The organism is Anaerotignum propionicum (assembly GCF_024461735.1).
GTDB lineage: Bacteria > Bacillota > Clostridia > Lachnospirales > Anaerotignaceae > Chakrabartyella.
On record NZ_JANGAD010000003.1, the window covers coordinates 163,658 to 188,364 of the forward strand.

The window sequence follows — 24,707 nt, forward strand, 5'->3', positions numbered from 1 at the left end:
GGCCTATGATAAAAGTCGGATTGATTCCCAATATTGAAAAAGATCGAGACTTGGCTGTCACCAAGCGTTTAGCAAGGCATTTATTAGATAAGGGTTGTATCCCTCAGTTGCCGGAAAAGATTGCTGAGCTTGCAGGCTTAGATATGTATGCAAGAAAAGAGCATGAAATATATGAACACACAGATTTTATCATTTCCCTTGGAGGGGATGGAACCTTGTTGGGGGTAGGCAGAAGAGCCAGCCAATTTAACACACCAATATTAGGGGTTAATTTAGGCACATTGGGATTTTTGACGGCTGAGGAAAAAAATAGAGCAGAATATGCCATAGATAAAGTTTTAATGGGAGATTACAAAAAAGAAAAAAGAATGATGCTGGAAACTTCAATTTCAACGGACGAAGGCCGCATTGATGGGATTACGGCATTAAACGATATTTGTATTTCAAGAGGTTTGCTTTATAAAATTTTAGAATTTAATGTATTTGTAAATGATGAATATGTTGATACATTGCGGGCGGATGGAGTTATTATTTGCACGCCTACAGGATCTACAGCATATAATTTATCTGCGGGGGGGCCTGTTTTAAAGGCGGATGCACAAATCATTGCCATAACGCCCATTGCACCCCATACCTTAACCAGCCGTTCTATTGTAGTTTCTGCTGATGACGTAGTGACAGTAGAGGTGAATCCAAGAGAGGATACAGCCTTTACCATCAGTGCCGATGGTCAGGAGAGTTGGAGCTTAACGGGTAAAAAGGTGGTACAAATTCGCAGAGCAAGGGTTTATACAACCATTATAAAAACCAATCCGCAAAACTTTTATGATGTTTTGCGTCATAAATTATCAAGATAAAAAATGGCATAAAAAAAGGAGGCGCGGGCTATGAAAATTGCCAGACATGCAAAAATTCTTGAATTAATTGAGAATTATGATATTGAAACACAGGACGAATTGGCACAAAGGCTGTGTGATGAAGGATTTATGGTTACACAGGCAACGGTATCCAGAGATATTCGAGAAATGAAGCTTACAAAGATTGCTACAGAAAAGGGAAGACAGAAATATGCGGTTATTTCCGGAAATGATACAGAAATAACAGAGAGACTGACCCGTGTATTTAAGGAAGCTGTAGTTAAAATGGACTATGCACAAAATATGATTGTCATTAAAACCTTAGAGGGCATGGGGATGGCTGTTGCCGTTGCCCTGGACAACATGCAAAATTCAGAAATTTTAGGTACAATTGCCGGAGATGACACAGTTTTTTGTGTAGTTCGTACCCATAACCAAGCGGCTGTTATTATAGAAAAGCTGTATCGAATCATTCATAGTGCATAAATTCCGATAGGAGGGAATGTCTATGCTGGAAAATCTGCATATTAAAAATGTTGCGCTGATTGAAGAATGTCAGGTTTCTTTTGGAAAGGGACTGAATATTTTAACAGGAGAAACGGGAGCGGGTAAATCCATGCTGATTGACTCCCTTCAATTTGCATTAGGCGGAAGAATGGGAAAGGATTTCTTGCGCAGAGATCAAAAAATGGCTCTGGTGGAGGCACTTTTTTCTATAAAAGATTCCGGCTTTGGAAGCAAACTTCTGGAAAGCGGGATTGAACCCGAGGAAGATGGAACTGTGCTAATTAGCCGTACCTTAAGCGATACGGGAAAATCCGTTTGCCGTATCAATGGAAGTATGGTAACAATCAGTATGCTGCGGGAGCTTGCCGCGGATTTGATTGATATTTATGGACAGCATGAACACCAATCCCTTCTAAATCCATCAAAGCATATTCGCTTATTAGATCGGTTTTGCAATGGGGAATTTGATAAGGTGCTAGAAGCCTATAAAAAAAGCTATGATAAAAGAAAAGAAATCGATACTCAACTGGAAAAATTGATGGGTGATGAGGCCCAAAGAGAACAGCGTATGGATATTTTAAACTTTCAAAAGGAAGAAATAGAAAATGCTGCGCTATCCCCTGTTGAGGAAGATGAATTGATAGAGAAAAAGAAACGTCTGACGCACATGGAGCGTTTGATACGTTTAACAATAGAGAGTACAAATCTTTTGTATGATGGTTCAGAGGACATGCCTTCTGCTTGTGACAATGTCAGCGTGGCTGTGGGTAAGCTTAGAGAATGTGCTACCTTAGATACAGCGATTGAAGGTTATTACAATGATCTTGAGGATGTTTATGCAAGGCTAGAAGATATTTCCAGAGAAATAAAACGTTATGCACAGAATTTGGAGGATGATCCCTCTGAATTGGAGCTGGTGGAAGAGCGGTTGCAAACCATATATAAAATGAAGCGCAAGTACGGTGGAAGTGTAGAAGCGGTATTAGAATTTTATCATAAGATTTCCAAAGAAATTGAATTTTTTTCAAACAGTCAGGAGCGGGTGCTTCAACTAAGTGCCGCAAGAGAAAAGGAACAGCATCTTTTAGAAGCTGCCGCAAAGCAATTGACAGCTCTGCGGGAAGAAGCGGCGAAAAGAGTTGCCAAACAAATTGAAGACTCCTTAAAGGATATGGAAATGAATAATGCCAGATTCTACATACAGGTGACCCCACGGGATGAGTGGAATGCCATGGGCAAGGACAAGGTGGAGTTTTTAATCTCACCAAACAAAGGTGAGGATCTGAAACCTCTTTCCAAAATTGCATCCGGTGGGGAAATGAGCCGTGTTATGTTGGCATTAAAAGCTGTTTTGGTAGATGCAGATGAAATAGAAACTTTTATTTTTGATGAAATAGATACAGGTGTCAGTGGCAGAACCGCAGCAAAAGTGGGAAAGAAAATGAGTCTGATTGGTGAGAAGCGGCAAATTCTTTGTATTACGCATTTACCGCAGATTGCCGCAATGGCGGACAAGCATTTTCTCATTGAAAAGGAAACAAAAAATGATCAAACCCTTACAAAGGTAAAGAGTTTAGATGAGGAAACTTCTATTGGGGAAGTTGCCCGTCTTATGGGAAGTACAACGGTAACGCAAGCTACCCTGACAGCCGCAAAAGAATTGCGGGAAGGAAAGAAAAGCTCTGTTAGCTGATGGGGTTAATAAAGCGGCATTATCGTTTAGGCGAAAATGCCGCTTTTGTTGGAAAAATTTATAGTTTAAATTCTTCTGGTTTTTGGGCAACCTGAAGAGGAGAACTCTGAAAAATGTTGTTTGCATAGGGATCCCCACCGCCATTATCCTGTCTGCTTAGGAGCCATTGAATATAAAGAAGCAATTCTTTTTTTCCACGGTCATCTAATTTACCGAAATATTCATTCAGAATTTCGTAATCGTCTGTTTTTTTGTCGGGTTCATAGGGTCGTCGGATTTCATTCACACCTAAAAGAAAATCCAAAGATACGTTAAATATAGAAGCAATTTTTTTTAAGTCGGAGATAGAAGGTTGATTATGACCTGACTCATAGTTTGAAATAGCGGTTGCGCCATAAGTTAATTCTTTCGCCAAAGCCGCTTGTGTAATTTTTTTTTCTTTTCGAAGCTGTCTAAGCCTTTCATGAAATTCCATAGAAACACCTCATTATAGTAGAGAGCATATTTTATATAAGAATGATTATAGAGTGAAATATCGTAGGGCGAAAGATATAATCATAAAAACGGAAAAAAAAAACAAAATAATCATGGATTATGGACTAAAAAAGAATCATTATTATTATTGATGTATTATGTCAAAAAAAACGTAGAATGTATTGACAAGTATAGAAAAAAATGATATTTTTAAATCACAGAAATCATATAGGAATACTATGATATAAAAAAGACGCCGAAAGGAGCATCATTATGGCAACGAAAATATATATGGACAATGCAGCAACAACACCGGTAAGGGACGAAGTTTTAGATACCATTCTCCCTTATTTTAAAGAGTTTTACGGCAATGCATCTAGTGTTTATAGTATTGCAAAAGAGAGTAAAAAGGCACTGGAGAAGGCAAGAGAACAGGTAGCAAAAGGAATTGGTGCAAAGGCAGAAGAAATTTATTTTACTGCTGGCGGTTCTGAGAGTGATAATATGGCGCTGAGGGGCGTTGCAGAAGCTCTTGCAAAAAAAGGCAACCATATTATAACTACTAAAATTGAACATCATGCAATTTTGCATACCGGTGAATATTTAGAGAAACATGGTTGCGAAGTAACGTATTTACCAGTAGATGAATTTGGAAAGATTTCTTTGGAAGAACTTGAAAAAAGTATTCGTCCTGAAACAATTCTAATTTCCGTTATGTTTGCAAATAATGAAATCGGTACAATCCAACCCATTGCAGAGATTGGCAAGCTAGCCCATGAAAAGGGAATCTTGTTCCATACAGATGCAGTGCAGGCTGTTGGGCATGTTGCTATCGATGTGGAAAAGATGAATATTGACTTACTCTCTATGAGTGGTCATAAGTTGGGTGCACCAAAGGGTATTGGCGCAATCTATATTCGCAAGGGTATTCCCATCCAGCCATTGATTTTTGGTGGTGCCCAGGAGAAGAAAAAACGTGCAGGCACAGAGAATATTCCCGGTATTGTTGGCTTAGGCAAAGCTGTAGAGCTGGCAGTTAGTGAAATGGAAACTGAAACAAAGCGTCTCATTCATTTAAGAGATAAATTGATTCATGGAATTTTGGATAAAGTGCCTTATAGCCGATTAAATGGTCACCCTACAGACAGATTACCGGGTAACTGCAATATTTCCTTTGGCTATATTGAAGGAGAATCCATGTTGTTATTGCTTGATGCTATGGGCATTGCTGCTTCCAGCGGTTCTGCATGTACTTCAGGTTCTTTGGATCCTTCTCATGTTTTGATGGCTATTGGTCTACCTCATGAAATTGCCCATGGTTCTTTAAGATTAACATTGGATCGTGGCAATACAGAGGAAGAAGTTGATTTTATCTTGGAGAAAATCCCTGATGTCGTTCAAAAATTAAGAGACATGTCTCCCTTATATGAGGAAGTAGCGAATAAAAAGGCTTGATGTAAGAAAACGAAGGAGGAAGTTTAGATGGAATACAGCGAGAAAGTAATGGATCATTTTATGAACCCCAGAAATGTTGGCGTCATTGAGGATGCAAGCGGCGTAGGGCAGGTTGGCAATGCAAAATGCGGCGACATTATGAAGGTTTATTTAAAAATAGAAGATGGACGCATTGAAGATGCAAAATTTAAAACCTTTGGCTGCGGTGCTGCTGTGGCAACCAGCTCCATGGCAACTGAGTTGGTAAAGGGCAAAACACTTCAGGAAGCGTTAGAAGTAACAAACAAGGCGGTTATGGAGGCATTGGATGGATTGCCCCCTGTAAAAGTGCACTGTTCCTGTCTTGCAGAAGAAGCCCTTCATGCTGCTTTGTGGGATTATGCAGAAAAGAATGGGGTAAAAATTGAGGGTTTGAAGCCACCTGTGGATGATGTAGATGATTTACATCACATGGATGAGGAATAAAATAGCGTAATATAAAAAATAGACGGTGAATCAAGCCGCCTATTTTTTATTGTTCACTTTTGATAGATAAGCAACTGTTTATCTTTGTCCAATAAAAAAGCTGGTTCAGATGCAAAGAATAAGATGAATTTATCATTTTTAAATTGATAGACTAGTAAATATGAGAAGAGGCAACTGTGGGACTTCTTATTGTTGAAGTATATCTTTAAATTAATCAGTATTTTTTCAAGAGGAAATTCACCAAAGAATGTAAAAAATAATCGGTAATCATGAAGAATTCACATTTCTTTTAAAATATAGAAGAAACGATATTTGTTTACATATTTTTACTATTTACGACAGTTTGCATATCAAAAAATCACTAATATATGTCTATTCGTTTAGTATAAAGTGACAAATATATTTTTTTGGTATTTAATTTAGAGGGAAATCGGTACAAGTGAAGAAAACTATTATATGTATATATTGTTTAAAAGCGATATTATGTATACAAAATTTTGCAATGTGGCTTTTGCCATTAAAATTGAATTAGGAGGTTGGTATTATGAAAAATTACACTGCAGACAAAGTTAGAAACGTAGTTCTATTGGGTCACAGCGGTTCCGGTAAGACAACATATGCCGAAGCAGCTCTCTTCTATTCCGGTGCAACAAAGCGCTTTGGAAAGATTGATGAGGGCAATACCGTTGGTGACTATGAAGCAGAAGAAATTCGTCGTAAGGTATCAATCAATACATCTGTACTACCCGTTGAGTGGCAGGATACGAAAATCAACTTCCTAGATACACCAGGTTATTTTGACTTTATTTCAGAAGCAAAAATGGCAATGAGCGTGGCAGATACAGCTTTGATTTTGGTTTCGGCAAAATCAGGCGTAGAAGTTGGCACAGAAAAAGCTTGGGAGTCTATTGAAGAGATGCATCTTCCTAGGTTTTTCTTTGTGAATCAAATGGATGATGAAAATGCTGATTTCGAAAGGACTTTGGCTGACCTAAGAAGTAATTTTGGAAAAGCGGTTGCTCCGTTGCAAATTCCTTTTAATGATGAAGACGGTAAATTTATTGGCTTTATAAATTTGATTAAAAGAGATGCGAGAAAAAAGGTTAACGGCAAATTGCAAGCTTGTGAAGTGCCGGAAGATAAAATTGACGAGGTAGAGGTTCTCCGTTCTATGTTGGTAGAAGTTGCTGCTGAAAGCAGTGAGGAATTAATGGAGAAGTTCTTTAATGATATAGAATTGACAGAAGAGGAAATTTATGATGGTTTGTTGTTAGGTATTGAAAACCGCAGTATTGCTCCAGTTATGTGTGGCTCTGCAACATTGGGCTATGGCGTGAAATTATTGATGAATACCCTTGTAAGATTTACACCTCCGGCAATGGAATCAAAGAAGAATTTCCATGCCTTTATTGATGGTACAGATACTGTGCTGTGCAACACTGAGGACAAAAATTTTTCCGCCTTTGTGTTTAAAACCATTTCAGACCCTTATATTGGTCGTCTGAATTTATTCCGGGTTATGACGGGGAAGCTGGATAACACCATGAGCATTTATAATGTTGAAAAAGACACTATGGAAAAAGTGGGCCATCTTTATATTGTTCGAGGCAAAGAGCAAATTGAAGTAAATGAATTACATACAGGAGATATTGGTGCACTAGCAAAGCTTTCCAATACTTCAACCCAAGATACTTTAGCAACAAAAGAGCATCCCATTGTTATTCCAAAACTGCCTTTGCCTAGCTCAGTTTTATCTATGGCGATTCAGCCAAAGGGGAAGGGCGATGAGGATAAACTTTCCGCTGCATTGTCAAAAATCAGAGAAGAAGACCCTACAATCAAAATGGAAGTAAACAAAGAAACGAAACAAACAATTATTTCAGGCATCGGTGAACAACAACTGGATGTTATGGTGAATAAATTGAAAACAAAGTATAAAATTGAAGTTGAGATGATTGATCCGATTATCCCCTATAGAGAAACCATCAAAGGTAAGTCATCTGTCAGAGGGCGTTATAAGAAACAATCTGGTGGACATGGTCAATTTGGTGATATTGTTATGGAATTTGAGCCTAGTGGTGATATGTCTTCACCTTATGTTTTTGTAGAGAAGATTTTTGGTGGCTCTGTGCCAAAACAGTATTTCCCTGCTGTTGAAAAAGGTTTGCAGGAATGTGTTTTAAGCGGTGTTTTGGCAGGTTATCCCGTTGTTGGTTTAAAGGCGACGTTGACAGATGGTTCTTATCACCCTGTAGATTCCTCTGAAATGGCGTTTAAGATGGCAACCTCAGTTGCATTCAAGGAAGGTGTGCCCCAAGCGAAACCTACCCTGCTGGAGCCTATTGAGCATGTTGAGGTGCTTATTCCGGAAAAATACATGGGAGATATTATGGGAGATATCAATAAGCGTAGAGGCCGTATCCTAAGCATGGATTCCGTTGGCAGCAAGAAGTGCATTGTGGCAGAGGTGCCTGCATCGGAAATGCACAAATATGCAACTGATTTACGTTCTTTGACCCAGAGCCGTGGTGATTATAAGCATTATTTTGAACGTTATGAGGAAGTGCCAGCTGAAATTCAGAAAAAAATTATTGAACGTAGAGCCGCAGAGAAGGATAAATAAAATTCTAACGTAATATAATAATGACAGACACGAACCGCTTGGAGGTGGCTTTTATAATCTCTTAACGGCAAGTGTCTGTTTTTGATGTAAAAAATGTTTTAACACATTTTTTTGTAGAAGAATCATTTTATTTTTATTGTGCTGTGTGTATATTGCGTGCAAAAGTCACTGACAAATCAATAAAAATATGTTATGATTAATTCCAACGTAGGAAACAATTAGTATGATGAAATATCGTTTATTCATTGGATACAAAAAAACGATGTTCCGTGCTTGGTAAAATCAAAGGTATTTCCTATGTTAAGAATGAGATATCTTAAATTGAGAAGAATATGCTTAAATTTGATAGAAGTAAGGAGGTTTATCATATGCTTGATGTTGCAATTATTGGCGGTGGCCCTGCGGCACTATCTGCAGCGTTAAACTGCCGTCAAAGAAATAAAACCGTATGTGTTTTTGGCAGAAGCTTGGACAGCTCATTATTGTTTTCAGCGGAAAAAGTGGATAATTATTTGGGATTGCCTGATGTGAATGGCGAAGAGCTGCTCAATCAGTTTTATTCCCATGCTGTAAAAAAAGGCGTGGAATTTCAGGAGTGCCGTGTTACCCAGATTTTAAATGTTGGCGAGCATTACATGATTAATGCAGAAAATAACTTTATTGAAGCGAAGGCTATTATTCTTGCAACAGGCCTTAGTAAAAGCAAAGGCATTGCAGGTGAGATGGATTATCTGGGCAAAGGTGTGAGCTATTGCGCAACTTGCGATGGTATGCTGTATCGCAACAAAAAAGTCGTGGTTGTAAGCGAAAACGAGGAAGGGGAGGCGGAAGCGAATTTTTTGGCTGATATTTGCCAAGAAGTGTCTTACATCCCTCTTTATAAAAATATTGCATTTCTGAAAGATAACGTAAAAGTTATAAATGCTGCACCTAAGGCAGTGGTTGGTGCTGAAGATAAAGTTGCGGCGCTGGAAACGGATAGAGAAACGGTTTCTTGTGATGGTATTTTCTTTGCAAAAAACACAATGCCTCCTGACAGTTTGTTATTTGGATTGAAAACGGATGGAAAAAATATTGAGGTAGACAGACGTATGGCTACAAATTTACCTCGGGTTTACGCTGCAGGAGATTGTACCGGCGCACCCTATCAAATTGCCAAGGCAGTTGGGGAAGGCTTAGTAGCAGCATTATCAGCGGTTTCTGATATAGATAAAATGAAGAATGAATAATAGACTCCCTTCAGGCAATAAAAAAGGAAAGGGCAGAAGCTTTGTCCTTCTATTTTGGGAAACTAATTGGATATTCCCAAAACTTGAAAAGCCTGAAGGGGTTTTTTTGGTTCTTTTGAGATAGGAAGAAATAGCCTTAATTGATTAAAAATTACTAATAAGAATTGTGTTTTAGCAAAATAGCAGTAAATGAAAGAAAACAAAAGATACTTTAAGAAAAAATGAAGAGAAGTGCTAATTTTAACATAATAAGTTCTAATTTAACCCAATTGTGGCTAAAATGAATGTAAATAAAATTTGAATAATCTTGAAAAAATGCTAATATAATATCAGAAATCAGCACTCGATCAGGTTGAGTGCTAACAGATACAAATAAGGAGGTAATGATATGAAACTTTCACCATTAGGAGATAAGGTAGTATTAAAGCAGTTGGAGGCAGAAGAAACAACAAAATCAGGTTTGATTTTAACTTCTCAATCCAAAGAAAAACCCCAGGAAGCAATTGTTGTTGCGGTAGGCCCCGGTGGCATGGTTGGGGATACTAAGGTTGAAATGGTTCTAAAAGAAGGGGATCATGTTATTTTCTCCAGATATGGCGCTATGGAAATCAAGTTTGACGGCGAAGAATATCTGGTTATGAAGCAAAATGATATTTTGGCAGTAGTAAAAGACTGATATAGGAGGCGTTAGAGATATGGCAAAGGAAATCAGATATAGTACAGAAGCCAGAAGTGCAATGGCTGCAGGTGTTGATAAATTAGCAAATACAGTTAAAGTTACATTAGGGCCCAAAGGACGTAATGTTGTTTTAGATCGTAAATTTACATCTCCGTTGATTACAAATGACGGTGTAACAATCGCAAAAGATATTGAGCTGGAAGATCCTTATGAGAATATGGGTGCTCAGTTAGTAAAGGAAGTTGCAACCCAGACAAATGATGTTGCCGGTGACGGTACTACTACTGCAACTGTTTTGGCACAGGCAATGATTCAAGAAGGCTTGAAAAATATTGCAGCAGGTGCAAATGCAATTATATTAAGAAAAGGTATGCACAAAGCAACAGAAGCGGCTGTGGCTGAAATTAAGAAAATGAGTCAGGCTGTTACAACAAAAAAACATATCTCAAATGTTGCTGCAATCTCTGCGGGAGATGACGAAGTTGGTGATATGATTGCCGACGCAATGGAAAAAGTTACAAACGATGGCGTAATTACAGTAGAAGAATCCAAAACCATGAAAACAGAGTTGGAACTGGTAGAAGGTATGCAGTTTGATAAAGGTTACCTTTCTTCCTATATGTCCACAGATATGGAAAAGATGGTTGCTATTTTGGAAGATCCATATATTCTTGTAACAGATAAAAAGATTTCCAATATTCAAGAGCTGGTTCCTGTTTTGGAACAGGTTATGCAGGCAAACGGCAAAATTTTAATTATTGCTGATGATGTGGAAGGGGAAGCTTTGGCTACCTTAGTTGTAAATAAACTACGAGGAACCTTCACTTGTGTTGCTGTAAAGGCACCGGGATATGGCGAAAGAAGAAAAGCCCAGCTTGCAGATATTGCCGCATTGACAGGTGCACAGGTTATTTCAGAGGAAATTGGTCTGGATCTGAAAGAAACAACATTGGATATGTTGGGTCGTGCGAAAACAGTTCGTGTTGAAAAAGAATTGACAATTATTGCTGATGGCGCTGGCGCAAAAGAAGAAATTGATGGCCGTATCCACCAGATTAGAAAGGCAATTGACGAAACCGATTCTGACTTCGATAGAGAAAAATTGCAGGAAAGACTTGCAAAACTCAGTGGCGGTGTAGCTGTGATTAAGGTTGGTGCGGCTACAGAAACAGAGATGAAAGAAAAGAAACTCCGTATGGAGGATGCTTTGGCAGCAACAAGGGCTGCTGTGGAAGAAGGCATTGTTGCCGGCGGTGGTACAGTTTTGGTTCATGCAATTGAGAATGTGAAAGCTGCGTGTGCGAATTTAACTGGTGATGAGAAAACAGGCGCAGCCATTGTTATAAAGGCTCTGGAAGCACCTTTGCGTCAGATTGTAGAGAACGCAGGCTTAGAAGGTTCCGTTATTGTAAATAAAGTAAAAGAAATGCCTGAAGGCGTTGGTTTTAATGCATTAACAGAGGAATATGTTGAAATGGTAGAGGCAGGTATTCTTGACCCTGCAAAGGTAACAAGAAGCGCGTTGCAAAACGCAACTTCAGTTGCATCCTCTTTCTTGACAACGGAAGCTGTTGTTGCAGAATTGCCTTCAAAGGCTCCTGCTATGCCTGATCCGGGTATGGGTGGAATGGGCGGCTACATGTAATAAAAAAGAGCTGTCTGTCATAGTGAATTTTAGAAAAGTCTCCTTGCTAAAGCAGGGGGACTTTTTTTCAAGTATGCTAGAAAAAATTTATTAAATCAATTTGTCATACAAAGATTTTGAATAATCTCTTGTTTGGGAAGGGAAATTCTAAAATAAATGTATAATTTGGTTGTATAATGGAAAAACTTCGAAAAATAAGAGAATAATTCATTATATTGCATACAGAATTCATAATAAGGGAGAAGGGGTGTGAGAGAATTTGATGCTTAGATTTCCATATAAATGAAATAATTTTTATTGAAAGAAAATGAAAAAGGACATAATAAATTAACATAATATTCAATAATTGTATTTTTTGTCGAATCTTTTGTAAAATGTCCTTGATTGGAAAACATATGTACAAATCATGAAAAAAATGTCCGTCCAGAAAAAACTTTTTTGAGTTTTTCTATTGACTTTGACAAAAAAGTTCATATATAATTGCTGTACTAGGAAAAAAAGATTTTTCATTCAACAATATATTTTAAAATTCGAAGTTGAATTGGAAGGGGGAATTTAGTTTGTTGCAGGTGTTCGATATTATCGGTCCTATTATGATTGGACCATCCAGTTCACACACTGCCGGTGCCGTTCGCATTGGGAAATATGCACGTTCTATTTTGGGGGACACGCCTGTTTCTGCAATTATTCGTTTTAGTGGTTCTTTTTCAAAAACTTATAAAGGACATGGTACTGATAAAGCAATCGTTGCCGGTATTTTAGGCATGGAAACAGATGATGAACGAATTCGCACAAGCTTGGAAATTGCAAAAGAAGAGGGGCTTGCTTATACCTTTGAGGAAACAGAAATTGACGGCGCTCATCCCAATACAGCGGAAATCCTTTTAAAGTCTGCTGATGGTAAAGAGATTCTGGTACAAGGAGCATCAATTGGCGGTGGCAACATCATTATCAATAAAATTAATAACACAGTGGTTTCTATTTCGGGCAAATCAGATACGTTGATTATTCCTCATGAGGATGTACCTGGCATGATTGCAATCGTAGCCAATATCCTTGCAAAACATTCTGTGAATATTCATGGATTTTCTCTATGCAGAGATCACAAAGGTGGAACAGCGGTAATGACCATAGAAATTGATGGTGATATTGATGAATCTATTAATAAAGTCATTTTAGAACAACCCAATATTTTGGCTTCGACAATATTAAAAGCTATTTAGTTAAATTGAAAATTGGCTTTTGCAATGTTAGTCTCAGATGGCACTGTGCCGTTTTCATTAGACAACAAATAACTTTAATAAATTTGCATTTAAAATAAAAGTCTTTCGAAATGGGGTTAGAAAATGAAGTATGATTCTTTAGCAGATTTGGTTTTGGAGGCCGAAAAGCAAAACTTGCCTCTTTGTAAGTTGGTTTTAAAAGATCAATCTGAAGCATCAGAGACAGATGAAACTGTACTTTTTGAAAATATGAAGCGTTCCTTAACTGTTATGCGTGATTCCGTAGAAACAGGTTTGGATGGACAAAAGCGTTCTGCCAGCGGACTAACCGGTGGAGATGCTTTTAAAATGAATGAAGCTGTGAAAGCAAACAAAAACATTTGTGGAAAAATTTTCGGAAATGCAATGGTAAAAGCCCTTGCGGTTTCCCAAACGAATGCCTGCATGGGAAGAATTGTTGCAGCGCCTACTGCGGGCAGCTGTGGTATTCTGCCAGCGGCACTGTTAACAATTTCCGAAGATAGAAATATTCCTGATGATGAAGTTGTAATGTCTTTATTCACTGCATCAGCAGTGGGACTAGTCATTGCAAATAAGGCAAGCATTGCCGGTGCAGAAGGTGGATGTCAGGCAGAATGCGGAGCGGCAAGTGCAATGGCTGCGTCGGCATTGGTTGAGCTTTGTGGGGGTACACCCAAGCAGAGTGAACATGCATGTGCCATCGCATTAAAGAACATTTTAGGCTTGGTTTGTGATCCTGTTGCAGGATTAGTTGAAATTCCTTGCATTAAGAGAAATGCAATGGGTGTTGCCAATGCTTTTGTAGCCGCAGAATTGGCTTTAGCTGGCGTGGAAAGTGCAATTCCTGCCGATGAAGTCATTTATGCAATGAAAAAAATTGGAGAGGCAATGTCTCCAGCTTTAAAAGAAACGGCAGAGGGCGGTTTAGCTGCTACGCCAACAGGTAAAAAGCTTTGTGAAAAAGTTTTTGGTCATTGTTAATCAATATTTTATCTTTCGTACAACCATTGTTACTGGAATAATAATATTAAAAAAATAGGAGAATGGATAAAATGGGTAGTTTATTACAAAAATGGAATTCTATCAGTCTTGTTAAGCGTATCTTGGCAGGTTTGGTTATTGGTGCTATTCTTGGCAAAGTAATTCCAAACATTGCAGTTATTGCTCTTTTGGGCGATTTATTCGTTGGTGCATTAAAGGGTGTTGCACCAATCTTAGTATTTTTCTTGGTAATGAGTTCTTTGGCTCAGCATAAAAAGGGCGCAAAGACAAACATGGGCGCTGTTATAGCCCTGTACTTAATTGGTACGTTCTCTGCTGCTGTTGTGGCGGTTATTGCTAGCTTCATGTTCCCTGTAACTTTAACGTTGACAGATATCGCGGCTGAAGCGGCTGCTCCTCCAGATGGTGTTGGCACAGTTATTAAAACATTGCTTTTGAACGTAGTTCAGAATCCAATTGCATCTCTTTCAACAGCAAACTACATCGGTATTTTGGCATGGGCAGTTGTTTTTGGTTTGGCATTGAAGCATTCTTCAGATGCTACAAAAACGATGCTTGGCAACTTTGCAGATGCAGTTTCTCAGGCAGTTAGATGGGTAATCAGCTTTGCACCTTTTGGTATTTTAGGTCTTGTTTATACAACAGTTTCTACAAGTGGTTTGGGCATTTTCACAGACTACGGCAAACTGTTATTAGTATTGGTAGGATGTATGGCAGTTGTTGCTTTCGTTGTAAATCCTTTGATTGTTTTCTTAAATATCAAACAGAATCCATATCCTTTGGTATTTAAGTGTTTGAAAGACAGCTTCATTACAGCATTCTTTACACGTAGCTCTGCTGCAAATATTCCTGTTAATATGGCTCTTTGCGAATCTTTGGGCTTGGATGAGGATAACTATTCTGTATCCATTCCTTTGGGCGCAACAATCAACATGGCAGGCGCTGCGATTACGATTACAGTAATGGCTTTGGCAGCAGTAAATACTTTAGGCTATACTGTTGATATTGGTACAGCTGTAGTATTAAGTGTTGTTGCTGCAGTTTCCGCTTGTGGTGCTTCCGGCGTTGCTGGTGGTTCCTTGCTCTTGATTCCTCTGGCATGCTCCCTGTTTGGTATTTCTAATGATATCGCTATGCAGGTTGTAGGTGTTGGTTTCATCATCGGTGTTGTTCAGGATTCTTGTGAAACAGGCTTGAACTCCTCTACAGATGCATTGTTTACAGCAGCTGCAGAATTTAGACAGTGGAAGAAACAAGGAAAACCTATTAAATGGTAATATATTTTAAGCTATAAATTCGTAAATGGTTGTACGAAAATAGTTTTTGAAGTATAACAAAGGTGTTATCTATAAGTAACGCAAAATCAGTATTAAAAAAAGGCGGTGATTAAATCACCGCTTTTTATATTTGAAGCATAATGGGGAATTATAAAAGTAAAGCACTGCTACAGAATTTTCTTTTAAGAACATAGTTAACGTAAAAGAGAAAAGCAACCATGGAGAAAAGAAAAATTTCTTTCTGTGGTTGCTTTATTTCTATTTGTTTTACACATTAAGATTTTATTTTTCTTGGCGAGGATAGATCATATTTTCTTTTTTTAAGCAGGATAAAACCTCATCAACAAATTTTTTACACTCTATTTTCGTTATTTCTAAATTGTGATCTAAATAATTTCCACACATTTCTGCTTTTGAGGCAGGAAGCTCACCGGAAAATTGACTCATATAGTCATAACATTCTTTTATAATCACAGCCACATCGTTAGATTCTAAGTCTCCTTTAAAGATAGCATACATGCCTGTGCGGCATCCCATGGGGCCAACATAAATTGTTCTCTCTGCCCAAAGGGGATGGCTACGAAAGAAGGTAGCCATTAAGTGTTCAATAGTGTGCATAACGGCAGTATCCATAACCATTTCACGGTTGGGTTCTTTCATACGGATATCGAATGTAGTTAAAGTTCCGTTTTCAACAGTATCCTTTCTAGATACATAAATTCCTCTTAAAAGTATATTGTGATCAATGCCAAAGCTAGTAACATCCATTTTTTTTCGTCCTTTCTTTTTACAATCTCAAACAAGGTCATTCTAACTGTTTTTATAAAGATTTTCAAGAGGAACTTTACATGGAAAGGGTTGTTAGTGAGAGATATTTGGGGTAAAATGTTTTATAATGCGTACAAATATTGATAAAAAAGGAGAGAAAGCATATGGCAAAGAAAATTACAAGAGATGAGGCATGGGAAATACTCACAAAATATAATAAAGAGCCATTTCATTTGCGCCATGCAGAAACGGTGGAAGGAGCAATGCGTTATTTTGCTAAGGAATTGGGTTATGGCGAAGAAGAAGATTTTTGGGGAAATGTTGGCTTACTTCACGATATAGATTTTGAAATATATCCTGAGGAGCATTGCATCAAATGCCAAGAGATTATGAAGGAGCATGATTTGGAGGAACCTTTGATTCGCGCTGTGGCTAGCCATGGCTACGGAATTTGCTGCGATATAGAGCCAATTCATGAAATGGAAAAGGTTTTATTTGCCGTAGATGAGCTAACTGGTTTAATTGGTGCGGCGGCATTGATGCGACCTTCAAAAAGTGTGCAGGATATGGAATTGAAGTCAATTAAGAAGAAATTTAAGGATAAGGCCTTTGCCGCCGGCTGTGATAGAGATGTTATTCGTAAAGGAGCAGAGCGACTCGGTTGGGAATTAGATGATTTAATGGTAAGAACGTTGGAAGCTATGAAAAGTGATCCCAGAAATTAAAGTCAATTGCAAAGTAGATTCAAAAGAAGAAAAAGAACTGTAAGAAATAGCTTAAAGGGCGGAAGAAATTTTTAATTATAAAAATTTCAAAATGAGAGACAATATAAGAAGTTAAAATGAATTGGATATTTTTCGCTAGGAATATAACCGTAGAATCTTTAATTTTTTAATTTTAAAAGTTTTCAATAATTAAAAGAAAAGGTTTGTTCTTTGGCATTCAATTAAGAATGCCAAATTTTTTTAAAAACTCCTTATAAATACAGTAATATTTATTTACTTTGAGGACACAATAATATAGAAATAAAAATAAAGGAGGGAACAAACATGGAAAAATGTAATGAATGTATTAAATGTACTGTTGAAAAATGTAGACATCATCATAATGCAAAAAATTACTGTACACTTGAGGCAATTCAGGTTGGTACACACGAAGGAAATCCTACAATGGATCAGTGTACAGACTGTCAATCCTTCGTAGTAAAATAAGATAACCGGTTATTTTTTTGATAGCGGGCTTCTTTTTATGAATCATCATAAAAGGGAGCCTGCCTTTTCTATATTATTTTTAAAATAAATTACCTTGCTAGGATAAGCGGCTTTGGCGTAGAATATAACAGAGGTGATCGTAAAAATGAAGCTTTATCTTATAAGACATGGAGAAACAGATTGGAATTTGCGAAATATGTTTTACGGCTGGACAGATTGCGATATTAATGACAAAGGAATCAAACAAGCACATAAATTGAAAGATTTTTTTAATACTGTTACTTATGACAAAATATATTCCAGTGATTTGCGTCGCGCCGCTCATACTGCTGAAATTATTGCAGGTGAAAAGGTTCAGGTGGTGAAGAATAATTGCTTTCGGGAACTGTTTTTTGGTGATTGGGAGGACAAAGAAGGCTCCTACATAAAAGAAAACCATGGAGAGGAACTAAAACGTTGGATTAAGGAATGGAAAACCTCATCTCTTCCCGGGGGGGAGGCCTTTTTAGATTTTTATGAACGGGTGACCCAAGGGTTAAATAGAGTGATTAAAGATAATAAAGGAAAAGAAATTATTATTGTTTCTCACAATGGCCCAATGAGCGCTATGCTTTGTCATTTAACAGGGGCAGGCCCCGATGGATTTTGGCGGTTTTTTTCGGAGCAGGGCTGTTATAGCTCCGTATTGGTTTCTGATGCAAAAACAACAATAGAAAAAATAAATTGTCCAGTAGACTAAAATTGAAGAGCTACAAAGAAAAAATGATTAATAGAAGAAATGTTTTTGGCACTGTAGAAATAGATGGTTTAAAAAAATTAGACTGTAAAGGAAAAATACTTGACAGCCTGATTTTTTTTTAGTATGATGTCTTAGATGGTTGTAAAGTGATTTTCCTTTACAGGGGGAATGAAAGATGGACGAGATATTAAGGCTGACCTTTCTCTATGATTTCTATGGAGAGCTTTTGACAGAAAAACAAAAGTTGGTATTTGAGATGCACTATCAGAACGATCTTTCTCTTTCTGAAATCGGAGAAGAATTATCAATCAGCCGACAGGCTGTGAGAGATCAGCTAAAGCGCACAGAGAAAATTTTAATTGGATACGAAGAAAAGCTGCGTTTGGTAGAACGCTTTCAACAGCAGCAAAGAGCTGTGCTTAAAATGAAGAATATTCTTGATGAAATTGGCACAGGAGAAATTAGTAAAGAAACTACGGAAGCGATTGTTACCATGAAGCAGATTGCTGATGCAATATTATCCTAAAAGGAGGGCGATCTATTATGGCATTTGAAAATCTTTCCGCTAAGCTGCAGGAAGTATTCAAACAGCTTCGAGGAAAAGGTGTTTTGACTGAAGATGACGTAAAGGCTGCCATGCGAGAAGTAAAGATCGCACTTTTGGAAGCAGACGTAAACTTTAAAATAGTCAAGGATTTTATAAAGACGGTTACGGAACGTGCCGTTGGTGTTGAGGTTTTGCAGGGGTTAAACCCGGGACAACAGGTTATTAAAATTGTAAATGATGAGTTAATAGCGTTGATGGGAAGCACCCAAAGCAGATTGACTTATTCAAACCGTCCCCCCACAGTGTATATGATGGTAGGTTTGCAAGGTGCTGGTAAAACCACCAGCAGTGGCAAATTGGCAGGACAGCTTAGAAAGCAGGGAAGAAACCCTCTTTTGGTTGCCTGTGATATTTACCGTCCTGCGGCAATTAAGCAGTTACAGGTGGTAGGGAAAAATTATGGTATTCCTGTGTTTGAAATGGGAACCGAAGTAAGCCCTGTGGAGATTTCCAAAAAAGCTTTGGAGTATGCCGCAGAGCAGCACCATGATGTAGTTTTGATAGATACCGCAGGTCGTTTGCATATCAACGAAGAGTTGATGCAGGAGTTGTTGGATATCAAAGCCACAGTAAGACCACAAGAGGTTCTTTTGGTGGTTGACGCTATGACGGGGCAGGATGCCGTAACCGTAGCGGGTAGTTTTGACAGCCAATTGGGTGTTGATGGTATTATTATGACGAAGCTTGATGGCGATGCCAGAGGCGGTGCCGCACTTTCCGTCAGAAGTGTTACCAACAAACCAATTAAATATATCGGTATGGGTGAAAAAATGGAGGATCTTGAGCCTTTTTATCCCGACCGCATGGCTTCCAGAATTTTAGGGATGGGCGATGTTCTTTCCCTGATTGACAAGGTACAGCAAAATATTGATGAGCAGGAAGCAATGGAGATGCAAAAGAAAATGCGCTCCAACGAGTTTACATTGGAAGACTTCCTATCTCAAATGCAGCAAATTAAGAAAATGGGTCCCCTGAAGGATTTAATGGGAATGATACCCGGGATGAATGGACTAAATCTTGAGAAGGCAATGGAGGGGGTTGACCCTGCCAAAGAAATGGTGAAGGTAGAAGCCATTATCCAATCCATGACCAAAGAGGAGCGTTCCAATCCATCCATTCTTAATGGCCCAAGAAAAAAGCGCATTGCCAATGGCTGCGGCAGGACTATTGCCGATGTGAATCGTCTGCTGAAACAGTTTGAAGAAATGAAAAAAATGATGAAGCAGATGAACAATATGCAAAAAGGCAAAAAAGGAAAACTTCCTTTTTTCCGATAAATTAGTTTAATTTTTTAGGAGGTGAAATGATATGGCAGTAAGAATCAGATTGAAAAGATTGGGTGCAAAAAAAGCTCCTTTCTATAGAATCGTTGTTGCGGATTCCAGAACATCCAGAAACGGTAAATCTATCGAAGAGATCGGTTACTATGATCCTACAAAGGAACCCGTTGTTCTGAAAGTTGATGCAGAAGCAGCTAATAAGTGGCTTACAAACGGTGCACAGCCTTCCGAAACTGCAAAGGCTCTGTTGAAAAAAGCTGGCGTAATCGGCGAATAATCCGAAGGCGGGAGGCTTGACTATGAAAGAACTATTAGAGGTCATTGCAAAAAATCTTGTGGATTATCCGGATAAGGTTCAGGTAACCGAAACTGAAAATGAACGTACTTTGGTACTGGAATTGAAGGTTGCTCCTGAAGATATGGGTAAGGTTATCGGTAAACAAGGAAGGATTGCGAAAGCAATTCGTACATTGGTGAAGGCATCCGGCGTTCACGAAGATAAAAAAATTATCGTTGAAATCATTCAATGAAAAATTTGCCCACATTTTGGGTACGATAAGGGTGTCGACGTAGTCGGCACCCTTTGAAAAAGCCCAATTTTGTGTTTAAAATGTTGTCTTAATGGCAAGGTGCTTGCATCCTGCCTGTTTTTGTATAAAGTATTTATAATTATTGAGGTGTGTATGGAACAGTATTTTGAGATTGGAAAAATTACAGGTACCCATGGGATTCGAGGAACAATGCGGGTTTTTCCTACAACACAGGATCCCACCAGATTTGAACGCTTAAAAGAAATTACTGTAGAAATCAGAGGAAAAAGAGAGACCTTTCATATACAAAAGGTGGCATACCATAAGCAATTTGTGTTGCTTACAGTAAAAGAGATTACTGATATTAATGTGGCGGAGCTTTACAAAAATGGAACAATTATCATTCCAGATTCTGCGGCTATTCCACTGGAAGAAAATGAATATTACACTAGAGATTTGTATGGCTTAAAGGTTATTACAGAAGACGGGGAAGCACTGGGTGAATTGACTAAAATTTATGTAACCGGTGCCAATGATGTTTATGGCGTGCAGAAAAATGCTGAGGAAAAAGAGCTTTTAATTCCTGCGATCAAAGATTGTATTAAAAAAGTAGATTTGGAAACAGGTATTATGACAGTGTCACTTCTGGAAGGGTTGAGGTAATGAAGCAGTTCTTTGTTTTAACACTATTTCCCGAAATGGTTCAGGAGACGCTATCCCATAGTATTTTGGGCAGAGCCCAAAGGGATGGTTTGATTTCTGTTGAATCTACTAATATTAGGGATTTTTCCAAAAGTAAGCATTTGCAGGTAGACGATTATCCTTATGGCGGGGGTGCCGGTATGGTTATGCAGCCCCAGCCTATTTTTGATGCCTACCAAAGCGTTTTGCCAAAGGCAGGAAGCAAAGCACGGGTTCTCTATATGTCACCCCAGGGTAGACCCTTTACCCAGCGTGTGGCGGAGGAACTAGCCCAGGAGGAAAGCCTTATTTTTTTGTGTGGTCATTATGAAGGTGTAGACGAACGGGTGATTGAGGAAATAGTAACAGATGAAATTTCCTTGGGTGACTTTGTTCTCACAGGGGGAGAACTGGCAGCCATTACGATGATTGATGCCATTTCTCGATTGATGCCTGGTGTTCTTGGGAAAGAGGCATCCTTTGAGGATGAGAGCTTTTCTCAGGGGCTTTTGGAATATCCCCAGTATACTCGTCCACCTGTATTTATGGAGCGTGAGGTGCCTCAGGTGCTTTTAAGTGGGCACCACGGTAATGTAGAAAAATGGCGCAGAGAGCAATCTCTTCTTCGTACTGCCCAAAAGCGGCCAGATTTATTAAACACAGCTGATTTAAGCCCAAAAGATATTATATTTTTAAAAGAAAATGGCATCGAGGTTTAAAAACCGGACATGCCTTTTTTATGACCGGAGATTAAGGTCAGCTACCACGGAACCCTTTAAGCCTATCTGACTCCATTTTTTTCTTAAGCCTATAGAAAATGCTTGAAATACTCACTAGTATTTCCCTAGCTTTTGATTATGTGATGATGAAAAGACTGCTTGCCCATATTGATAAAGGGTATAATGAGGTATCCTTAAAAACTCTGGTGAAATAAATGTTAGAATTATGAGTCAATAATATTAGGAGGATATTTTTATGAGTAACCACGCAAGTACTGTTGCAAACCCGGCACCCCTTGGTCTTTTAGGCTTTGGTATGACCACGATTTTATTGAATTTACATAACGCAGGCATTATATCATTATCAGCAGTCATTATCAGTATGGGTCTTTTTTTGGGCGGTTTTGCACAGGTTGTGGCAGGCATTATGGAGTTTAAGGCGGGAAATACCTTTGGTGCAACGGCATTTACGGCATATGGCACCTTTTGGTGGTCGTTAGTTGGAATTTGGCTCTTGCCTTCAGCGATTCCTCAGGGCGGCGTACAGGGCGCAGATGAGCTCTCTATGGCCTTTTATTTGTTACTGTGGGGCATTTTTACATTGGGGATGTTTATTGGCACCTTAAAGCATAATATGGCTTCAAGAGTAGTCTTCGGTTCTTTGACGGTATTATTCTTTTTACTGGCCTTAGGTGATTTTACTGGAAGTCATTTTATTAAAATGATAGCCGGATATGAGGGCATTTTCTGTGGCGGAAGTGCGATTTATTCCGCCATTGGTCAGATATTAAATCATGAGTTTCAAAAAGAAGTTGTAAAGCTATAAAAATCAAGAAAGCAGCCATTTCCTATTTGCCACCAAAGGAAAAGACTGCTTTTTTATTTCTGATTTATTGATGCTTATTTATTCATATTGCGAATATGCATGTAAACGGTATTTTTTGAAATACCCAAATGATCTGCAATGGTTACAACCGAATCTTTTAAGTTAAAAATGCCTTTTTGATATAAAGTAGATACGATTTCCTTATTTTTATTGGAGGAGGATATAGAGAGATTGCTATAAACCGCTTTTTTTGCTTCTTCTAGTGCGTGAAGCATCAGTTCTACTGTATTTTCCACAAAGGTTTCTGAAATATTCTCCTGTTTTGTACTTTCGGAAGGCGTCATAAAGTGTACCAAATCGGAGATAGGTGATGACAAATACATATTGATGCAAAGCAACCCGATTATATTCCCCTTTTCTCCCATGATTGCCGAGATTGAAGATTTAAAGGTTTCTCCCCGCTTATTTTTGGCAAAATAATAAAGATGATCTAGGTTAGGTTCTGCCATCATTCGGTTGAGAAACGATAATGTAACCTCTGAAATAGATGCGCCAGCCTGCCTACCAGATAGGTGACCGTTAACGATATGCATAACGGAATGATCCATGTTTTCAAGATTATGTATAACCACTTCACAAAAGTTTCCTAAAAATTCAGCAACACCTTCTGCTACATTTACATATGAATATAAGATCGCTCTGTCATGTTCTGATAATGAAAAGGTCTGACTTTCCATGGTACACCTCCAAAAATATTATAAATTAAAGTATATCAAAAACAGTGTATCTTTTCAAGTGCAGAAAAGGTTTTGATATTGTTTCATGTCAAAAAGCATCAAATTTAAATGAAAAATTAAATACAAAATTAATTTAAAAGAGTATTCTTTGCACTAATAACATTTATGAAGGATGTTAAAATTTTATAGTTTCGTTAGTAAAAAAGTTGAATCTTTTTTGTGCGGTATAAATTGTTTTGTTTCCATTAAAGATAAAGGCAAATGCACAAACAATGATAAAGAAAATTGTATTTTGGGGTCCAAATACCTCTACACCAATCAGAATAGGTGCCAACAATGTATTGGTGGCACTGCCGAAAACTGCGGCATAGCCTAGGGCGGCAACAAGAGTAACTGGTAAACCCAATAGGCTTCCTAATACCATACCTAGGCTTGCACCGATTGAAAAGAGAGGAGTGACCTCTCCACCCTGAAAGCCCACGGATAGGGTCAAAACGGTCAATAAAAGCTTAAGGAGCCAATCGTATTGAAATATTTGTTCATCCATAAGGCTAAACTGAATTAGGTTTGTACCTAGGCCACAATATCTGCCGCCATGCAGCAGCAAAAACAGCAGAGATAAAACACAACCTCCTAAAAAGATTCTTTTCATAGGATTCACAATAAGGATTGATAATTTATTTTTGCAAAGGTTTAACAAAAGTGCAAAAATTCCGCCTACCATTCCAAATATAATTCCCAACAGGACAAGCTTCAACAAAACTTCTGATGAAATGGATAGTATATTTGGAAGGTCAATAGAGAATTTCTCTAAACCCAATAAATGTGATGTGGTGCTTGCTGTGTAAGATGCAACCAATGCAGGAAGTAAGGCCTCATATAAAAAAATACCGGATACAAGTACCTCTAAGGCAAAGAAAGTTGCCGCAAGTGGCGTTTGGAATAGACCTGCAAATCCGGCAGCCATGCCGATTACCAATAGTATACGAGGATTGTTTAAAAATTTTAGCTTTCTGGCAATGGTATGAGCTACAGTGGCACCTAGCTGTACAGCAACGCCTTCCCGTCCAGCACTCCCCCCAAATAGATGGGTAATCCAAGTGGTCAATATAATTAAAGGAACAAGCATCTTGGGAATACCATCCTTATCGCCGTGCCCAGTCTGAAAAACAAGAGTCATACCTTTTATGCTTTCTTTACTGAAAAAACTGTATAAAAATATTATGCACAGACCTGCAATAGGTAAAAAAGGAACCAAAAGCATTGTGTGTTCGCCTCTAAATTGGGTGATTTTAAGCAATACTATCCCAAAGAGTGCATCAATACCACCAATGATAATCCCTACAAAGAGGGCAATCAAGGAATAGAGAAAAATTTCTTTGTAGTCTTGAATAATAGTTCGTATCAATGTTATCCTCCTAAATGCAATTTCTTTGCGTTGGGATTATATTTATTATAG

The 24,707-nt window shown here is 38.3% G+C and carries 26 protein-coding genes; 22 read left to right on the forward strand and 4 right to left on the reverse strand.

What is annotated here, in order from left to right; genetic code table 11:
- The first annotated feature begins 5 nt into the window (after nucleotides 1–5).
- Genes NE558_RS05725 through recN form a run of 3 tightly spaced genes read left to right on the forward strand, consistent with a single transcriptional unit; the run spans nucleotide 6 to nucleotide 3,057 of the window.
- Complete coding sequence (locus NE558_RS05725) at nucleotides 6–857, forward strand: NAD(+)/NADH kinase (RefSeq protein ID WP_256148982.1); 852 nt, start codon at nucleotides 6–8, stop codon at nucleotides 855–857.
- Nucleotides 858–887: 30 nt separating this feature from the next.
- On the forward strand, nucleotides 888–1,343 hold the full coding sequence (locus tag NE558_RS05730) for an arginine repressor (RefSeq protein ID WP_066051199.1): 456 nt from the start codon (nucleotides 888–890) through the stop codon (nucleotides 1,341–1,343).
- Between the two features lie 22 nt (nucleotides 1,344–1,365).
- Nucleotides 1,366–3,057, forward strand: a complete 1,692-nt coding sequence (gene recN / locus NE558_RS05735) for a DNA repair protein RecN (RefSeq protein WP_256148984.1) — start codon at nucleotides 1,366–1,368, stop codon at nucleotides 3,055–3,057.
- A 58-nt stretch (nucleotides 3,058–3,115) separates the two neighbouring features.
- On the opposite strand, the gene NE558_RS05740 is transcribed toward recN, so the two are convergent.
- Entirely contained in the window at nucleotides 3,116–3,532 is a 417-nt protein-coding gene (locus NE558_RS05740; protein ID WP_256148986.1) for a helix-turn-helix domain-containing protein, read from the reverse strand.
- A gap of 272 nt (nucleotides 3,533–3,804) precedes the next feature.
- Here NE558_RS05740 and nifS point away from each other — a divergent pair, with 272 nt between their 5' ends.
- The 9 genes from nifS to sstT all read left to right on the forward strand — a co-directional run bounded on the left by nifS (nucleotide 3,805) and on the right by sstT (nucleotide 15,150).
- Complete coding sequence (gene nifS / locus NE558_RS05745) at nucleotides 3,805–4,986, forward strand: cysteine desulfurase NifS (RefSeq protein ID WP_256148988.1); 1,182 nt, start codon at nucleotides 3,805–3,807, stop codon at nucleotides 4,984–4,986.
- A 27-nt stretch (nucleotides 4,987–5,013) separates the two neighbouring features.
- Nucleotides 5,014–5,451: a Fe-S cluster assembly scaffold protein NifU gene (gene nifU / locus NE558_RS05750; protein WP_256148990.1), complete on the forward strand. Its 438-nt coding sequence runs from the start codon at nucleotides 5,014–5,016 to the stop codon at nucleotides 5,449–5,451.
- A 544-nt stretch (nucleotides 5,452–5,995) separates the two neighbouring features.
- Nucleotides 5,996–8,074 (forward strand): elongation factor G, encoded by a 2,079-nt coding sequence (gene fusA / locus NE558_RS05755; protein WP_256148992.1) that lies wholly within the window; start codon nucleotides 5,996–5,998, stop codon nucleotides 8,072–8,074.
- Nucleotides 8,075–8,442: 368 nt separating this feature from the next.
- Nucleotides 8,443–9,303 carry an NAD(P)/FAD-dependent oxidoreductase gene (locus NE558_RS05760; protein WP_256148994.1) on the forward strand — a complete coding sequence of 287 codons (861 nt, stop codon included), beginning with the start codon at nucleotides 8,443–8,445 and terminating at the stop codon, nucleotides 9,301–9,303.
- A 388-nt stretch (nucleotides 9,304–9,691) separates the two neighbouring features.
- Nucleotides 9,692–9,979, forward strand: a complete 288-nt coding sequence (locus NE558_RS05765; protein WP_066051177.1) for a co-chaperone GroES — start codon at nucleotides 9,692–9,694, stop codon at nucleotides 9,977–9,979.
- 19 nt (nucleotides 9,980–9,998) lie between these two features.
- Nucleotides 9,999–11,627, forward strand: coding sequence for a chaperonin GroEL (gene groL / locus NE558_RS05770; RefSeq protein ID WP_256148997.1), 1,629 nt, complete (start codon nucleotides 9,999–10,001; stop codon nucleotides 11,625–11,627).
- Nucleotides 11,628–12,196: 569 nt separating this feature from the next.
- Complete coding sequence (sdaAB, locus tag NE558_RS05775) at nucleotides 12,197–12,850, forward strand: L-serine ammonia-lyase, iron-sulfur-dependent subunit beta (protein WP_330643394.1); 654 nt, start codon at nucleotides 12,197–12,199, stop codon at nucleotides 12,848–12,850.
- A 123-nt stretch (nucleotides 12,851–12,973) separates the two neighbouring features.
- Nucleotides 12,974–13,852 (forward strand): L-serine ammonia-lyase, iron-sulfur-dependent, subunit alpha, encoded by an 879-nt coding sequence (gene sdaAA, locus NE558_RS05780; protein WP_256148999.1) that lies wholly within the window; start codon nucleotides 12,974–12,976, stop codon nucleotides 13,850–13,852.
- 71 nt (nucleotides 13,853–13,923) lie between these two features.
- Nucleotides 13,924–15,150 (forward strand): serine/threonine transporter SstT, encoded by a 1,227-nt coding sequence (gene sstT / locus NE558_RS05785; protein ID WP_256149001.1) that lies wholly within the window; start codon nucleotides 13,924–13,926, stop codon nucleotides 15,148–15,150.
- A gap of 282 nt (nucleotides 15,151–15,432) precedes the next feature.
- Here sstT and NE558_RS05790 read toward each other — a convergent pair whose 3' ends face one another.
- Entirely contained in the window at nucleotides 15,433–15,918 is a 486-nt protein-coding gene (locus tag NE558_RS05790; RefSeq protein WP_256149003.1) for an S-ribosylhomocysteine lyase, read from the reverse strand.
- Between the two features lie 164 nt (nucleotides 15,919–16,082).
- On the opposite strand from NE558_RS05790, the gene NE558_RS05795 reads away from it, so the two are divergent.
- The 10 genes from NE558_RS05795 to NE558_RS05840 all read left to right on the forward strand — a co-directional run bounded on the left by NE558_RS05795 (nucleotide 16,083) and on the right by NE558_RS05840 (nucleotide 22,511).
- Nucleotides 16,083–16,643, forward strand: coding sequence for a hydrolase (locus NE558_RS05795; protein ID WP_256149005.1), 561 nt, complete (start codon nucleotides 16,083–16,085; stop codon nucleotides 16,641–16,643).
- A gap of 324 nt (nucleotides 16,644–16,967) precedes the next feature.
- Nucleotides 16,968–17,129: a DUF1540 domain-containing protein gene (locus tag NE558_RS05800; protein WP_256149007.1), complete on the forward strand. Its 162-nt coding sequence runs from the start codon at nucleotides 16,968–16,970 to the stop codon at nucleotides 17,127–17,129.
- Between the two features lie 145 nt (nucleotides 17,130–17,274).
- Nucleotides 17,275–17,868: a histidine phosphatase family protein gene (locus NE558_RS05805; protein WP_256149008.1), complete on the forward strand. Its 594-nt coding sequence runs from the start codon at nucleotides 17,275–17,277 to the stop codon at nucleotides 17,866–17,868.
- Between the two features lie 175 nt (nucleotides 17,869–18,043).
- Nucleotides 18,044–18,394, forward strand: a complete 351-nt coding sequence (gene ylxM / locus NE558_RS05810) for a YlxM family DNA-binding protein (RefSeq protein ID WP_256149010.1) — start codon at nucleotides 18,044–18,046, stop codon at nucleotides 18,392–18,394.
- 17 nt (nucleotides 18,395–18,411) lie between these two features.
- Nucleotides 18,412–19,752, forward strand: coding sequence for a signal recognition particle protein (gene ffh / locus NE558_RS05815; RefSeq protein WP_256149012.1), 1,341 nt, complete (start codon nucleotides 18,412–18,414; stop codon nucleotides 19,750–19,752).
- Nucleotides 19,753–19,783: 31 nt separating this feature from the next.
- A complete protein-coding gene (rpsP, locus tag NE558_RS05820; RefSeq protein WP_066051149.1) occupies nucleotides 19,784–20,032 on the forward strand; it encodes a 30S ribosomal protein S16 in 249 nt (82 codons plus the stop codon).
- 22 nt (nucleotides 20,033–20,054) lie between these two features.
- Nucleotides 20,055–20,285: a KH domain-containing protein gene (locus NE558_RS05825; RefSeq protein ID WP_066051147.1), complete on the forward strand. Its 231-nt coding sequence runs from the start codon at nucleotides 20,055–20,057 to the stop codon at nucleotides 20,283–20,285.
- A gap of 153 nt (nucleotides 20,286–20,438) precedes the next feature.
- Nucleotides 20,439–20,948: a ribosome maturation factor RimM gene (gene rimM / locus NE558_RS05830; RefSeq protein ID WP_256149014.1), complete on the forward strand. Its 510-nt coding sequence runs from the start codon at nucleotides 20,439–20,441 to the stop codon at nucleotides 20,946–20,948.
- Nucleotides 20,948–21,685, forward strand: a complete 738-nt coding sequence (gene trmD / locus NE558_RS05835) for a tRNA (guanosine(37)-N1)-methyltransferase TrmD (RefSeq protein ID WP_256149016.1) — start codon at nucleotides 20,948–20,950, stop codon at nucleotides 21,683–21,685. The genes rimM and trmD overlap by 1 nt, the downstream gene beginning before the upstream one ends.
- Before the next feature lie 256 nt (nucleotides 21,686–21,941).
- On the forward strand, nucleotides 21,942–22,511 hold the full coding sequence (locus NE558_RS05840) for an acetate uptake transporter (RefSeq protein ID WP_256149017.1): 570 nt from the start codon (nucleotides 21,942–21,944) through the stop codon (nucleotides 22,509–22,511).
- 74 nt (nucleotides 22,512–22,585) lie between these two features.
- On the opposite strand, the gene NE558_RS05845 is transcribed toward NE558_RS05840, so the two are convergent.
- A complete protein-coding gene (locus NE558_RS05845) occupies nucleotides 22,586–23,248 on the reverse strand; it encodes a helix-turn-helix transcriptional regulator (protein WP_256149018.1) in 663 nt (220 codons plus the stop codon).
- Between the two features lie 175 nt (nucleotides 23,249–23,423).
- A complete protein-coding gene (locus tag NE558_RS05850) occupies nucleotides 23,424–24,656 on the reverse strand; it encodes a chloride channel protein (protein ID WP_256149019.1) in 1,233 nt (410 codons plus the stop codon).
- Nucleotides 24,657–24,707 lie beyond the last annotated feature (51 nt).